This is a genomic window from Pseudomonas sp. NFPP02 (genome assembly GCF_900119355.1).
GTDB lineage: Bacteria > Pseudomonadota > Gammaproteobacteria > Pseudomonadales > Pseudomonadaceae > Aquipseudomonas > Aquipseudomonas paracarnis.
This window is the reverse complement of record NZ_FPJI01000008.1, coordinates 300375-313935: the sequence shown is the minus strand read 5'-3', so window position 1 is coordinate 313935 and position 13561 is coordinate 300375. Positions and strand designations below refer to the sequence as shown.

General features: G+C 61.9%; 16 protein-coding genes. All 16 read right to left on the bottom strand.

Going from position 1 to position 13561, the window contains the following annotated elements; all coding sequences use genetic code 11:
- Positions 1–407: 407 nt before the first annotated feature.
- Complete coding sequence (locus tag BT204_RS16560) at positions 408–611, bottom strand: cold-shock protein (protein WP_054920168.1); 204 nt, start codon at positions 609–611, stop codon at positions 408–410.
- A 782-nt stretch (positions 612–1393) separates the two neighbouring features.
- A complete protein-coding gene (flhB, locus tag BT204_RS16550; protein WP_054920172.1) occupies positions 1394–2530 on the bottom strand; it encodes a flagellar biosynthesis protein FlhB in 1137 nt (378 codons plus the stop codon).
- Between the two features lie 3 nt (positions 2531–2533).
- Positions 2534–3319, bottom strand: coding sequence for a flagellar biosynthetic protein FliR (fliR, locus tag BT204_RS16545; RefSeq protein WP_034126792.1), 786 nt, complete (start codon positions 3317–3319; stop codon positions 2534–2536).
- Positions 3320–3323: 4 nt separating this feature from the next.
- Positions 3324–3593 carry a flagellar biosynthesis protein FliQ gene (gene fliQ, locus BT204_RS16540; protein WP_003192936.1) on the bottom strand — a complete coding sequence of 90 codons (270 nt, stop codon included), beginning with the start codon at positions 3591–3593 and terminating at the stop codon, positions 3324–3326.
- A gap of 4 nt (positions 3594–3597) precedes the next feature.
- Complete coding sequence (fliP, locus tag BT204_RS16535; protein WP_003192937.1) at positions 3598–4341, bottom strand: flagellar type III secretion system pore protein FliP; 744 nt, start codon at positions 4339–4341, stop codon at positions 3598–3600.
- Entirely contained in the window at positions 4341–4775 is a 435-nt protein-coding gene (gene fliO, locus BT204_RS16530; RefSeq protein WP_034126791.1) for a flagellar biosynthetic protein FliO, read from the bottom strand. Before fliO ends, fliP begins: the two co-directional genes overlap by 1 nt.
- A 1-nt stretch (position 4776) precedes the next feature.
- A complete protein-coding gene (gene fliN, locus BT204_RS16525) occupies positions 4777–5244 on the bottom strand; it encodes a flagellar motor switch protein FliN (RefSeq protein WP_003192941.1) in 468 nt (155 codons plus the stop codon).
- A 43-nt stretch (positions 5245–5287) separates the two neighbouring features.
- The gene (gene fliM, locus BT204_RS16520) at positions 5288–6256 is read right to left on the bottom strand and encodes a flagellar motor switch protein FliM (RefSeq protein ID WP_014719344.1); all 969 of its coding nucleotides are present in this window, start codon (positions 6254–6256) and stop codon (positions 5288–5290) included.
- A 9-nt stretch (positions 6257–6265) separates the two neighbouring features.
- Positions 6266–6766: a flagellar basal body-associated protein FliL gene (fliL, locus tag BT204_RS16515; protein ID WP_019818373.1), complete on the bottom strand. Its 501-nt coding sequence runs from the start codon at positions 6764–6766 to the stop codon at positions 6266–6268.
- 253 nt (positions 6767–7019) lie between these two features.
- Positions 7020–8324 (bottom strand): flagellar hook-length control protein FliK, encoded by a 1305-nt coding sequence (locus BT204_RS16510; protein ID WP_072447521.1) that lies wholly within the window; start codon positions 8322–8324, stop codon positions 7020–7022.
- An 84-nt stretch (positions 8325–8408) separates the two neighbouring features.
- Positions 8409–8756, bottom strand: coding sequence for an Hpt domain-containing protein (locus BT204_RS16505; protein ID WP_014719347.1), 348 nt, complete (start codon positions 8754–8756; stop codon positions 8409–8411).
- A gap of 30 nt (positions 8757–8786) precedes the next feature.
- Positions 8787–10505, bottom strand: coding sequence for a fused response regulator/phosphatase (locus BT204_RS16500; RefSeq protein WP_072447519.1), 1719 nt, complete (start codon positions 10503–10505; stop codon positions 8787–8789).
- Positions 10502–10807, bottom strand: coding sequence for an STAS domain-containing protein (locus BT204_RS16495; protein WP_072447517.1), 306 nt, complete (start codon positions 10805–10807; stop codon positions 10502–10504). Before BT204_RS16495 ends, BT204_RS16500 begins: the two co-directional genes overlap by 4 nt.
- A 183-nt stretch (positions 10808–10990) precedes the next feature.
- The gene (fliJ, locus tag BT204_RS16490) at positions 10991–11440 is read right to left on the bottom strand and encodes a flagellar export protein FliJ (protein WP_034126787.1); all 450 of its coding nucleotides are present in this window, start codon (positions 11438–11440) and stop codon (positions 10991–10993) included.
- 3 nt (positions 11441–11443) lie between these two features.
- Complete coding sequence (fliI, locus tag BT204_RS16485) at positions 11444–12802, bottom strand: flagellar protein export ATPase FliI (RefSeq protein WP_072447516.1); 1359 nt, start codon at positions 12800–12802, stop codon at positions 11444–11446.
- Positions 12792–13556, bottom strand: coding sequence for a flagellar assembly protein FliH (gene fliH / locus BT204_RS16480; protein WP_072447515.1), 765 nt, complete (start codon positions 13554–13556; stop codon positions 12792–12794). Before fliH ends, fliI begins: the two co-directional genes overlap by 11 nt.
- Positions 13557–13561: the final 5 nt, after the last annotated feature.

Genomic DNA, 13561 nt, shown 5'->3' with positions numbered 1-13561 from the left:
CGGGAGCGCGGGAACGATCAAGAGGCTTGATACCTGAGGCTAGAACAATAACGCGGTTCCCTCGATCATTCCCACGCTCTGCGTGGGAATGCCGCCTGGGACGCTCCGCGTCCCCAGCCAGGCGCACGACTTGAGCACTCTGCAAGGGTGACGCAGAGCGTCACGCGATGCGCTCCCACGCGGGAGCGTGGGAACGATCAAGAGGCTTGATACCTGAGGCTAGAACAATAACGCGGCTCCCTGGATCATTCCCACGCTCTGCGTGGGAATGCCGCCTGGGACGCTCCGCGTCCCGAGCCAGGCGCACGACTTGAGCACTCTGCAAGGGTGACGCAGAGCGTCACGCGATGCGTTCCCACGCGGGAGCGTGGGAACGATCAAGCCAGCTCCCACATGTGATCCAGTTTTTAAACTGGCCGCACATTCTCAGCCTGAGGGCCTTTTGGCCCTTGCGTGATGTCAAATTCTACTTTTTGGTTTTCATCCAGGTTTTTTTGCCCCTGCGACTGGATTGCCGAGTAATGGACGAAAACGTCATCCCCCCCATCCTCCGGGGCAATAAAGCCAAACCCCTTCTCCGCGTTAAACCATTTCACAGTACCCGTTGCCATTTTTGCTCTCCTTACCCTCACTCAGACCCCAACCAACCCCGGTGATGCCCCCTGACGGGCAACGCATAGATGCCCTTGGGCCGATGGACCATTTGAAACCTCAGTTGCTTACCCACCGACAGCGCTGTGCAACGCCAATCCTTGCGATTGATAAATACCTCTTCTGCCTCATCATCCAATTCGATCAGCCAATCGCCCCTGACCCGGTCATAGGATTTGACAGTCCCTGTAGCCACCTTCAATCCCGCTCTCCCTGCATCTCGTTTACTACATACGCGCAGTGCTTGGTTCAGTCATAAAACAACGGGAAGCATCCTTTGGCTACTGTCAGAGTTGACAGGTAGACGTGAGCTACCGATGGGTGGTAGCGGCGGAACAGCAGAAGATTCATGCATCCGAGGGTTTCTTGCGCTTGCGGGGTTTTCGCGGTTTGGGAGGGGTGGGAGGAACGTTACCGTGTTGAGCGCCTGTCGACTGGACGGCAACCTCGTTGCCATCGCGATCCCGGGCAATAAAGCCGATGCCTTTGACCGCATCAAACCACCTGACCGTACCCCTATCCATCACCGCCTCCCGAGTCGTGCAGAGCTGCACGTCTCATCGCTGTATCAAACAGTGAAGGCGCCGTAATGGCTACTGTCAAAGTTGACAGGTAAACGGCACACCACTGTAGGAGCGAGCTTGCTCGCGGAGATGGGTAACGATAACGCGGGGAGCCAGGATGAACGCAACGACGGTGAGTTTTTCGCGAGCAAGCTCGCTCCTACAGTGAGCAGCAGCGTTCAAGAATCGCGACGCAGGTCCGGCGGGATCGGCAAATCCTTGAGCGGATCAGGCCGCTTGCCCTTGCCGGCGCGGTATTGACGGATTTGGTAAACGTAGGCCAGTACCTGTGCAACGGCCAGGTACAAGCCGGCCGGGATTTCCTGGTCCAGATCGGTGGAGTAGAAAATCGAGCGCGCCAATGCTGGCGACTCCAATAACAGAATGTCGTTGGCCACCGCGATTTCGCGGATTTTCAACGCGGTAAAATCACTGCCCTTGGCCAGCAGCATCGGTGCGCCGCCCTTCTCCGGGTCGTACTTAAGCGCTACGGCGTAGTGAGTCGGGTTGGTGATGACCACATCGGCGTCGGGCACCGAGGCCATCATCTTGCGCTGGGACATTTCCCGCTGCAGTTGGCGGATGCGTTGCTTGACCTCGGGGCGGCCTTCCTGGTCCTTGTGCTCGTCGCGCACTTCCTGCTTGGTCATCAGCAGTTTCTTGTGGCTTTCCCACAACTGGATCGGCGCATCCACGGCGGCGATGAGGATCAGCCCGGCCGCCATCCATAGCGCACTCCAGCCCACCACTTGCACGCTGTGGATGATCGCTGATTCCAGCGGCTCATGGGCAATGCGCAGCAAATCGTCGATATCGGACGACAACACCGCCAGCGCCACGAACAGAATCAGGAAAAACTTGGCCAGGGCCTTGAGCAATTCCACCAGGGCCTTGGCGGAAAACATGCGCTTGAGCCCCGCCCCCGGGTTCATGCGGCTGAACTTGGGCGCCATGCTGCCCGCGGCAAACAGCCAACCGCCGAGGGCCACCGGGCCGATCAGCGCGGCCAGCAACAAGGTGATCAGGATCGGCTGCACCGCCAGCAGCGCGATTTTGCCCGAGTGCAGCAGGTACTGGCCCATGGCATCGGGGTTGAGCAGCACTTCGCGCGGCAAGCTGAAGTTGTGCTTCATCATCTCCAGCAGGTCCAACGCCAGGCCACCGCCGTAGATCAGCAAGGCGCCTGCGCCGGCGATCATGGTGGCGAAGGTGTTGAGCTCTTTGGAGCGCGCGATCTCGCCCTTTTCCCTGGAGTCCTTTTTACGTTTCTCCGTGGGGTCTTCTGTTTTGTCCTGACCACTCTCGCTCTCGGCCATGGCTCAGCGCGCCCGTGCCAGGTCACGTAAGAACTGCAAGGCATCGGTGGCCAGCGGTTGATACTGATTGAGAATGTCAGCCAGGCCGACCCAGAAAATCCCCATACCCAACACCAGGGTCAGCGGAAAACCAATCGAGAAGATATTCAGTTGCGGCGCCGCACGGGTCATCACGCCGAAAGCGATATTGACCACCAGCAGCGCAGTGATCGCCGGCAGCACCAGCAACAGCGAAGCCCCCAGCACCCAGCCGAGGCGCCCCACCAGCTCCCAGAAATGGTTGACCACCAACCCCGAGCCCACCGGCAAGGTGGTGAAGCTTTCGGTCAAGACTTCGAACGCCACCAGATGACCGTTCATGGCCAGAAACAGCAAGGTCACCAGCATGGTCAGGAACTGCCCTATCACCGCCGCCGACACGCCGTTGGTGGGGTCGACCATGGACGCGAAGCCCATGCCCATCTGGATCGAGATGATTTGCCCGGCGATCACAAAAGCCTGGAAGAACAGCATGAGGGAAAACCCCAGCATGGCACCGATCAGAATCTGTTCGGCAATCAGCAGCAAGGCGCTCAGGTCGAGGGCGTTCACCGGCGGCATCGGTGGTAGGCCAGGCACGATTACCACGGTGATCGCCACCGCGAAATACAAGCGCACGCGACGCGGAACCAGGGTGGTGCCGAACACCGGCATGGCCATCAGCATCGCCGTGACGCGAAACAGCGGCAGGATGAACGAGGCCACCCAGGTACTGATCTGGGTGTCGGTCAAGGCCAGCAACGATTGCATCGGCTCAGCCGATCAACTGCGGAATACTGCCGTACAACTGCAGGATGTATTCCATGAAGGTTTGCACCAGCCACGGGCCGGCAACGATCAATGTCACCAGCATCACCAGCAGTCGCGGCAGGAAGCTCAGGGTTTGTTCGTTGATCTGGGTGGCGGCCTGGAACATCGCCACCAGCAGGCCCACCAACAGGCTCGGCACCACCAGCACGGCGACCATCAGGGTGGTCAGCCACAGCGCTTCGCGGAACAGGTCGACGGCGACTTCTGGCGTCATAGCGCTATACCCCTCCGAAACTGCCGGCCAGGGTGCCAATAATCAGCGCCCAACCGTCCACCAGCACAAACAGCATGATCTTGAACGGCAACGAGATGATCAGCGGCGACAGCATCATCATACCCATGGCCATCAACACGCTCGCTACCACCAGGTCGATGATCAGGAACGGGATGAAGATCATGAAACCGATCTGGAACGCGGTCTTCAATTCGGAGGTGACGAACGCGGGTACCAGGATGGTCAGCGGCGCCTGGTCCGGGGTGGCGATGTCGGTGCGCTTGGACAGGCGCATGAACAGCTCAAGGTCGCTGGAGCGGGTTTGCGACAGCATGAAGTCCTTGATCGGGCCCTGGGCCTTGTCGATGGCATCCTGGGCTGTGAGCTTTTCCGCCAGATAAGGTTGCAGGGCTTGCTGGTTCACCTTGTCGAACACCGGCGCCATGATGAACAGCGTCAAAAACAGTGCCATGCCGGTGAGGATCTGGTTCGACGGCGTCTGCTGCAGGCCCAGGGCCTGGCGCAGGATCGAGAAGACGATGATGATCCGCGTAAAGCTGGTCATCAGCATGACGAACGCTGGGATGAAACTCAGCGCCGTCATGATCAGCAGGATCTGCAGGCTGACCGAATATTCCTGGGCGCCCGCCGCGTTGGTGCCCAGGGTGATCGCCGGGATCGACAACGGGTCGGCGCCCAGGGCCATCGGCGCGGCCAGCAACAGCATGAGCGTCAACAAAACGCGCATTACTTCTTATCCTTCTGATCCTTGCCCAGCAACTCCATCAGGCGCTGGGCGAATTCTGGCGTGGCGGCTTCGGTCTTGACCGCGTCCACCGGGGTCTTGAGTACATGCAGCGGGGTGATGCGGCCGGGGGTGATGCCGAGCAGGATCTGCTCTTCGCCCACCTGCACCAGCACCAGCCGATCACGCGGGCCGAGGGCGCGCGAGCCCACCAGCTCTATCACCTGGCCGTTGCCCGGGCCGATGCGCTGCACGCGGCGCATCAACCAGGCCAGCAGGAAGATCAGGCCGATCACCAGCAACAGGCCCAGCACCAGTTGCGTCAACTGCCCGCCGACGCTGCCGACCGCTGGCGCCGCAGCCACCTGCGCCACCGGCTCAGCCGCCAAGGCGCTCAATGGCAGCGCCAGCAACAGTCCCGCCATCGAGTACTTCATCTCAGCGCAACTTCTTGATGCGTTCGCTCGGGCTGATCACGTCGGTCAGGCGGATGCCGAACTTCTCGTTGACCACCACCACCTCGCCATGGGCAATCAGGGTGCCGTTGACCAGCACGTCCAATGGCTCGCCGGCCAGGCGGTCCAGTTCGATCACCGAGCCCTGGTTGAGCTGCAAGAGGTTGCGGATGTTGATTTCGGTGCTGCCCACTTCCATGGAAATCGACACCGGGATGTCGAGGATCACATCCAGGTTCGGGCCATCGAGGCTCACCGGGTCGTTGTTCTTCGGCACGCTGCCGAATTCTTCCATGGCCAGGCGGTTGCCGGCCGGCGCGGTGGCGGCGTCGGCGGCCAGCAGCGCGTCGATGTCGTCCTGGCCAACATCGCCGGTTTCTTCCAGGGCCGCAGCCCACTCGTCAGCCAGGGCCTGGTCTTCGGCGGAAGTGTTTTCGTGTTCGGTAGCCATTACATGTCCTCGGCGCAGCAAACAATCATGAATTGGGGTTGAATCAGCGGCGGTTGATCGGCTCAACCACTTGCAGCGCCAGGTTGCCCTTGTGGGAACCGAGCTTGACCTTGAACGACGGCACGCCGTTGGCGCGCATGATCAACTCTTCCGGCAAGTCGACGGGGATGATGTCCCCAGGCGCCATGTGCAAAATATCCCGCAGGCGCAACTGACGGCGGGCCACGGTGGCGCTCAGCGGCACGTCGACGTCCAGCAGGTCTTCGCGCAGGGCCTTGACCCAGCGTTCGTCCTGATCGTCGAGGTCGGACTGGAAGCCGGCGTCGAGCATTTCGCGCACCGGTTCGATCATCGAGTAAGGCATGGTCACGTGCAGGTCGCCGCCACCGCCATCGAGTTCGATGTGGAAGGTCGACACCACAATGGCCTCGCTGGGGCCGACGATGTTGGCCATGGCCGGGTTCACTTCCGAGTTGATGTACTCGAAATTGACTTCCATGATCGCCTGCCAGGCTTCCTTCAAGTCGATGAAGGCCTGCTCCAGCACCATGCGCACCACCCGCAGTTCGGTGGGGGTGAATTCACGGCCTTCGATCTTGGCGTGACGGCCGTCGCCACCGAAGAAGTTGTCCACCAGCTTGAACACCAGCTTGGCGTCGAGGATGAACAGCGCAGTGCCGCGCAACGGCTTGATCTTGACCAGGTTGAGGCTGGTGGGCACGTACAGCGAGTGCACGTACTCACCGAACTTCATCACCTGCACGCCGCCCACGGCCACGTCCGCCGAGCGGCGCAGCATGTTGAACATGCTGATGCGGGTGTAGCGGGCAAAGCGTTCGTTGATCATCTCCAGGGTCGGCATGCGTCCCCGCACGATGCGATCCTGGCTGGTCAGGTCATAACTTTTGACGCTGCCGGGTTCGGCAGCCATTTCGGTCTGTACCAGACCATCGTCCACGCCATGCAACAGCGCGTCGATTTCATCCTGGGACAGCAGGTCTTGCACGGCCATGTCGTGATCCTACTGCAATACGAAGTTAGTGAAGAGCGCCTGCTCGACCACGACTTTGCCGAGTTCTTTCTGGGCCACTTCCTGCACGCTGGCAGTGACCTTCTGGCGCAACATTTCCTGGCCGACTGGCGTGGCCAGGCTGTCGAAGCTCTGCCCGGAGAACAGCATCACCAGGTTGTTGCGGATCACCGGCATATGCACCTTGAGGGCATCCAGGTCCGCCTGGTTGCGCGCCAACAAGGTGATGCTCACCTGCAGGTAGCGTTGACGACCATTCTGGTTGTAGTTGGCGACAAAGGCCGGAAGCATCTGCTCGAAGATTGCCGGTTGCTTGACGTTCGTGGCAGTTTCGGCGGTGGGCGCCGGTTTACTCGCACTGCTGTGCATGATGTACCAGGTGCCGCCCACCGAGGCACCGATCGCCAGGAGCAGGCCCAGCACAATCAACAGGATCAGCTTGAGCTTGCCTTTGCCTGCGGGGGGAGTTGCTGCGTCGTCGCTCTTCGCCATGCCAATAATCCGTCACTATTCGGGGATTCGTAGATCTATGGCAAGGCAAGAGCAAGTGTTATGCCAGAGTTGTCTGGCAGGCGCAGGAAGATGATCGTTCCCACGCTCTGCGTGGGAATGCATCTTGTGACGCTTCGCGTCACCGTGTGCAATGGTCGAAAACATCGCCGACTTCGGGACGCGGAGCGTCCGGGGCGGCATTCCCACGCAGAGCGTGGGAACGATCAGCCACTGACCGGGTTTGAGCAGGAAGTCAGGCGTAGTAGTCGACGGCGCTGGAGCCGATCACGCTCTGGCTCACGGGCGCTGCCACTTCGGCCACATCCACAGGGCCACCGGCGTCGCCGCTGTCAGCGCGCCTGCCGCTGCTACTGACGCCTCGCGCCTGGCTCTGCTGTTGCTGCTGGTCCTGGCCCCGCGACTGGTCGGAGACATTCACATCCACCTGCCCCATGCCCTGCTGGGCAAACATCTCGCGCAAACGGCCAGACTGGCTTTCCAGCGCTTCACGCACCACCGCATGGCCGCTCATGAAGTTGACCTGGGCCTGCTGGTCCGCCGTCATGTTGACCTTGATGTCCAGGCGCCCCAGCTCAGCAGGCTGCAACTGGATCTCGGCCGACTTGAGGTTGGCGCTGGACAGGTACATTACGCGGTTGACCACCTCCTCGGTCCAGCCGCTCTGGTGCATGGCCAGGGGCGCATTGGGGACGGGCGGCAAGGCATTCGCGGTTTTCGGCGTGGCCGCCTGGGTCAGCGCCGCCAGGCGGTTGGCGAAGTCATCCACACGGGTGTCGCTGCTGGCGTTCTTGAGGTCCTTGAGGCCGTCATCGATCAGCGCGCCGAAGGCCTTGTCGCCTCCCTGATCGGTGCTGTCCTTGGTGGCTTGCTGGTCGACCATGTTGGCCAGGCCGGCGGCAAAGCTCTGCGCGGCGGTCGGCTGGTCCTGGGTGGTGGGCGCGGCTTTCTGCGGCGCCTGGCTGCTGGCCGAGACATGACCGCCCTGCTCCATCGCCAGGCGCACGGCCGGCATCGAATCCAGCGGGTCGGCCTCAGGGTCGAAGGTTGGCTGCTTGGGCTCCTCGGTTACCGCAATGAGCGGCTGGGCGTTGTCATCTGCGGCCGTAACGGCAGGCGCTTGTACGGGCACAGGCACCGCCACAGGCGTCACGGTGGCAACCAGCGCCGGGTCGGCAACCGGTTGCAGTGCCAGGGACGGGTCGGCAGGTGGCTCGCCTTCACTGTCAGCGTGGTCGTCGCTCTTGGCCGGCTTGGCAGGCAAGGGATTGCCGCTATCGGCAACCGCTGGCGCGCTGGCGGCAGGTTTATCGTCGCCGGCGGCCGGTTTGGCGCTGGCATCAGAAGCCTTGTCGCGCACCGGTTTGGCTGGCGCGTCGTCGCTCTTGGCCTGCGGCTTGGCAGCTTGCTTGGCAAACACTTGAGCGAAGCCAGCGCCCTTGTCCCGCGGAGCCACAGGCGCTACGGCAGGCGTGGCGGCCGGCGCTTGAGGCTTGGCCGCAGCGGCAGCCTGAAGAAGCGAATTGGGAGCGACTGGCATAAGTAAGGGTCTCCACTGCATGGGGTCGGGAATGCAGTCTGTGGAGGTAGAGCAAGAGTCGGGCCAAGTCAGGCCGATTAAATATCAAACCCCAGAAAACCGCTCCCGTTCATGCTCATAAAGCGGCCGAACCAGCGCAAACTCACGATCAATCTGATCCACCAACGCCCCCAAGTCGGAAGCAGACTTGAAGGACTCGGTCTCCAACCGCTCACACAACGTTGCCAACCGCAGCGCCCCCAAGTTGCCACTGCTGCCCTTGAAGCTGTGTGCGATGCGCCCCAACGTCTTGGCGTCGTCCCGCGCCTTGCGCAGCGCTTGCACGCGCTCTTCAGAATCATGCAGAAAGGTGTCCAGCAGCGTGGGGTATTCGCTTTCCATGACTTCCTGCAAACCCGACAACACCTCGGGGTCCATATGAATCTCAGCCACTTGCTCGCTCCTTGATCAAGAATCGGCGGATTATGCCAGAGCCGCCCAACAAAACTCCACGCAGACAGTGCGCCCGCCATCGGACCAGCCTACAGCGCTGCTCAGTTGACGCACCAAGCTCAGTCCCCGACCAGACAGACGGTCGATGTCCACGGGGCGCGCCAGCTCTTGCTCCACATCAAAACCCTGCCCGCTGTCTTCGAGGCGCAAGGTCAGTTTGCCGCCCTTGTCGGTGGGCACCACCTGCATATGCACGCGCACATAGCCGCTGTCCAACTGCGCCAGGCGCTCATGGCGCTGGTGATAATACTGCGCAAACCCCTGGGCATCGCGCTTGAGGCGTGAGTCCAGGCCCAGTACGCCATGCTCCAGCGCGTTGGAATACAACTCGGCCATCACACTGTAAAGCGCCCCGCTCTGCTCACGCAGGCCGTGGATCTCCAACAGCAGTTGCAGCAGGTACGGCAGCGGGTTGTAAGTCCTGAGCGTCTGGGCGCGGAATTCGAAACTCACCGACCAATCCAGCGGGCACGACTGGCCGCTGTCGGCATACATCGGTTCTGCCGCCCGCAAGGGTTGGCCCGCCTGCAACGTGATCTCGACCATGCTGACGTCATCGCGCGCCTGGCCGCGAAAGGCCGCCAGGGCCTGCTCGATGTCCTCGAACAGGCGGTCGGGCTCGCGGTTAGCGGCGAACACCCGCTGCAAGCGCTCGGCACCGAACAGTTGATCGTTGGCGTCAGCGGTGTCCAGCACGCCGTCGGAGAGCAGGAATACCCGGTCGCCCAACGCCATGGGCCAGACCTCGGTGCTGTCATCGAACGCCTCTGCCGACAACACCCCCAACGGCAGGTGCCGCGACATCAATGGCGTGCGCCTGCCCGTGGCGACTTCATGCACATAGCCTTCGGGCATGCCGCCGTTCCACACCTCCACCGCACGCCGCTGGGCGCTCAGGCACAGCAAGGTGGCACAGCAGAACATGTCTACCGGCAGGATGCGCTTGAGCTTGGCGTTCATTTCCCGCAGGGTCTGCGTGAGGCCGTAGCCCTTGGCGGTCATGCCGTAGAACACCTCGGCCAGAGGCATGGCACCGATGGCGGCCGGCAAGCCATGGCCAGTGAAATCCCCTAGCAGCACGTGCATGTCGCCGGACGGTGTGTAGGCCGCCAGCAACAGGTCACCGTTGAACAACGCATAAGGCGATTGCAGGTAGCGGATGTTGGGCGCGGCGTTGATACAACCGGAATGGGCGACCTTGTCGAACACCGCCTTGGCCGCCCGCTGTTCATGCAGCAGGTGTTCGTGGTGCCTGGCGATCAGGTCACGCTGTTGCAAAACCGTGGCTTGCAGGCGGCGCAGGCGGTCCATGGCGTTGATCTTCGCTGCCAGGATCAAGGGGTTATAGGGCTTGGGCAGAAAGTCATCGCCGCCGGCGTCCAGGCACTGGGCCAGGGCTTCGCTTTCGCGCAGCGACGTGAGGAAGATGATCGGCACCAGCGCCTCCCCCGCCAGTTGCTTGATCTGCCGTGCGGCTTCGAATCCGTCCATCACCGGCATCAGCGCGTCCATCAACACCAGTTGCGGGCGCTCACGGGCAAACACCTCAATCGCTTCGGCGCCGTTGCTGACAGTCAGCACCTGGTGGCCCTGACGGCGGATGATGCTCGCCAGCAACAGGCGGTCGGCGGCGCTGTCTTCGGCGATCAGGATGGTCAGCGCCTCCAGGACAGGGGCCAGGGCGCTCAATTGATATCGAACAGTTTGTCGAAGTTGGAGATGGCGAGGATCTTGCGCACGTCGTTGCTGCTGTTGATCACACTGACTTCGGCGTCATCACCTCCAGCATGATCCCGTAGCAACAGCAGCATGCCGAGGGCTGAACTGTCCATATAGGTGGCATCCTTGAGGTCGACGATATAGGTCTCGGGCACCTTGTAGAAACGCTCGTAGGCTTCCCGAAACGCCTGGTGGCTGCCGAAATCGAACCGGCCCTTGATTGCGATCGTCAACTTCTTCCCGTCCAGGGATACTTCTGACTCGACTGACATGTGACTGCTTCCTTGTCGTTGCACTAGACACAAGGTGTAGCAGTTGAAGAGCATCTGAGCAACACAGTGAATCAACTGTGGGAGCTGGCTTGCCTGCGGTGGCGGCGTGTCAGCCACTGAATCTTTAACTGAACCACCGCTTTCGCAGGCAAGCCAGCTCCCACACTGGATTTGTGGTGCCGGTTAGAACTGTTCTGGGCGGGGAAGGCGTTGGGACAATTCATCGAGCAGCTTTTGCTCGCGCTTGTCTTCGATGGCTCGCGCTTCGTCGATGTAGCGCTGCACCAGCTTGCGCAGCCCCTCGACCCGGGCAAACGCCTGTTGCCAAGCCTCGCGGGCTTTGTCGAGGTTGGTCTCGTGCCAGGCCAGGCTCTGGCGTTGCTGGCCGACGGCGGTTTCAAGCTGATTGAGAAAGCCCTGGTACCCCATCAGCCACTGGCCAGAAACACCCTGGCTGCCGCGCTCGATCCACTGTTGTTGGTACTCGCCACGAAAACGCTCCAGGTCGCCCAGCTTGCTTTGGGCCAACCGCACCTGGCCCTGGAAGTAGCCCAGGCGCTGTACGGCGGCTTTCTCGGCCTTTTCGGCCATGTCCACCACCGGGGCCAGGCGTGCGGCGCGGCTGTTGGCCATGGATTAGCCGCCCGGCGCCGGGGCGAAGATGGACTGCAAGTGCGACTGGCTCTCGCCCATGGTGATCTTGTCGTTGAGACCCTGGCGCAGGTAGGTCACCAGTTGCGGCTGCAAGGCGATGGCCAGGTCGGTGTCGCGGTCGCCACCGGCCACATAGGCGCCGACGCTGATCAGGTCACGGCTTTGCTGGTAGCGCGACCACAGCTGCTTGAACTGCTGGGCACGGGCCATATGCTCCGGCGTGACCACCGCCGGCATCACCCGGCTGATGGACGCTTCGATATCGATGGCTGGGTAATGCCCCTCTTCCGCCAGGCGCCGCGACAGCACGATGTGGCCGTCGAGCACGCCCCGGGCCGAGTCGGCAATCGGGTCCTGTTGGTCGTCGCCTTCAGACAACACGGTATAGAACGCGGTGATCGAGCCACCGCCGGCTTCGGCATTACCGGCACGCTCTACCAGCTTGGGCAGCTTGGCAAATACCGACGGGGGGTAACCCTTGGTAGCCGGCGGCTCACCGATGGCCAAAGCGATCTCGCGCTGGGCCTGGGCGAAACGCGTGAGGGAGTCCATCAGCAACAGGACGTTCTTGCCCTTGTCGCGAAAATATTCGGCGATGCGCGTGCAGTACATCGCCGCACGCAGGCGCATCAGCGGTGCATCGTCTGCCGGAGAAGCGACGACAACAGAACGCTTGAGCCCTTCTTCACCGAGGCTGTGCTCGATGAACTCCTTCACTTCGCGGCCCCGCTCGCCGATCAGCCCCACCACGATGATGTCGGCCTCGGTAAAGCGCGTCATCATGCCCAGCAATACCGACTTACCCACGCCGGTACCGGCGAACAGGCCCAGGCGCTGGCCGCGACCGACCGTCAATAAACCGTTGATGCTGCGAATGCCCACGTCCAGCGGCACGCTGATAGGGTTGCGCTTGAGCGGGTTGATGGTGGGGCCGTCCATCGGCACCCAGTCTTCGGCCTTCATGCCTCCCTTGCCGTCCAGCGCACGGCCGGCACCGTCGAGTACGCGGCCCAGCATGCTCATGCCCATGGGCAGGCGGCCGGTGTCGGCCAGCGGCACCACGCGGGCGCCGGGGGCAATGCCGGTGAGGCTGCCGACCGGCATCAGGAAAATCTTGCTGCCGGAAAAGCCCATCACCTCGGCTTCGACCTGCACCGGGTGGTAGCTGTCGTCGTTGATCACCAGGCAGCGGCTGCCCATGGCGGCGCGCAGGCCTTCGGCTTCGAGAGTCAGGCCGACCATGCGCAACAAACGCCCTTCAAGAACCGGCTGGCCGGGCAACTCGGTGGCCTCGGCGTAGCTGCCCAGGCGCTTGGCGAAGCTGGTGCGATCAAGGCGCATCGGTGGCGTCCAGGTCAACGCTCAGGTCAGGCTCGGCGGGATGCAGGGCCTGTTCATGCAGTTGATCAAACAACTTGGCCATGATCTGGCTGATACGGGTTTCCACCGTTGCATCGATGCGGCTGTGCTCGGTTTCGACGCGGCAACCACCGGGCTGCAACGAAGCGTCTTCGACGATGCGCCAGGTTTCTTCATGACGCTCGCGCAGGGCCTTGACCTGTTCGAAATCCTGCGGATTGATGTACAGCCGCACATTGCCGACGCCCAGGGGCAGCAGCTTGAGGGCTTCACGCATCACGCCTTCGATCTGGCTGGAATCGAGCACCAGCTCGCGCTGGATCACCTGACGAGCAATGTGCTGCACCAGGCCAACCATAGATTTTTCCAGCTGCGAGTCCTGTTCGGCGATAGGGTCGAACAGGTTGCCCATCAGGCGCTCCAGGCTACCCAACTTGGTGTCCAGCGCCGCTTCGGCCTCCTGGCGAACCTTGAGGGTGGTGCTGCGAAAGCCGTCTTTTTCCCCCGCCGCGAAGCCTTCGTTGTAGGCCTCCTGGCGAATGGTTTCCAACTCTTCGAGGGTCAGTGGCTGGACTTCATCCAGTGGCACTTCTTCCATCTCTGCCGGAGGTTCTTCAACCGGTTCAGGCTCGGGCTCCGGCACATGGGGGTCGAAACTGGGCAGCGACCAGATGTCGAAGCCGCCGACATCCCGCGCGCGAATCAGATCGCTGGGCGCCTCATCTTTAGTCGACATGCAAG

What these genes read in the sequence shown, in the direction of transcription:
- BT204_RS16560 (WP_054920168.1), bottom strand. Translation starts at nt 611, where the DNA reads ATGGCAACGGGTACTGTGAAATGGTTTAACGCGGAGAAGGGGTTTGGC.
- flhB (WP_054920172.1), bottom strand. Translation starts at nt 2,530, where the DNA reads ATGGCCGAGAGCGAGAGTGGTCAGGACAAAACAGAAGACCCCACGGAG.
- fliR (WP_034126792.1), bottom strand. Translation starts at nt 3,319, where the DNA reads ATGCAATCGTTGCTGGCCTTGACCGACACCCAGATCAGTACCTGGGTG.
- fliQ (WP_003192936.1), bottom strand. Translation starts at nt 3,593, where the DNA reads ATGACGCCAGAAGTCGCCGTCGACCTGTTCCGCGAAGCGCTGTGGCTG.
- fliP (WP_003192937.1), bottom strand. Translation starts at nt 4,341, where the DNA reads ATGCGCGTTTTGTTGACGCTCATGCTGTTGCTGGCCGCGCCGATGGCC.
- fliO (WP_034126791.1), bottom strand. Translation starts at nt 4,775, where the DNA reads ATGAAGTACTCGATGGCGGGACTGTTGCTGGCGCTGCCATTGAGCGCC.
- fliN (WP_003192941.1), bottom strand. Translation starts at nt 5,244, where the DNA reads ATGGCTACCGAACACGAAAACACTTCCGCCGAAGACCAGGCCCTGGCT.
- fliM (WP_014719344.1), bottom strand. Translation starts at nt 6,256, where the DNA reads ATGGCCGTGCAAGACCTGCTGTCCCAGGATGAAATCGACGCGCTGTTG.
- fliL (WP_019818373.1), bottom strand. Translation starts at nt 6,766, where the DNA reads ATGGCGAAGAGCGACGACGCAGCAACTCCCCCCGCAGGCAAAGGCAAG.
- BT204_RS16510 (WP_072447521.1), bottom strand. Translation starts at nt 8,324, where the DNA reads ATGCCAGTCGCTCCCAATTCGCTTCTTCAGGCTGCCGCTGCGGCCAAG.
- BT204_RS16495 (WP_072447517.1), bottom strand. Translation starts at nt 10,807, where the DNA reads ATGTCAGTCGAGTCAGAAGTATCCCTGGACGGGAAGAAGTTGACGATC.
- fliJ (WP_034126787.1), bottom strand. Translation starts at nt 11,440, where the DNA reads ATGGCCAACAGCCGCGCCGCACGCCTGGCCCCGGTGGTGGACATGGCC.
- fliI (WP_072447516.1), bottom strand. Translation starts at nt 12,802, where the DNA reads ATGCGCCTTGATCGCACCAGCTTCGCCAAGCGCCTGGGCAGCTACGCC.
- fliH (WP_072447515.1), bottom strand. Translation starts at nt 13,556, where the DNA reads ATGTCGACTAAAGATGAGGCGCCCAGCGATCTGATTCGCGCGCGGGAT.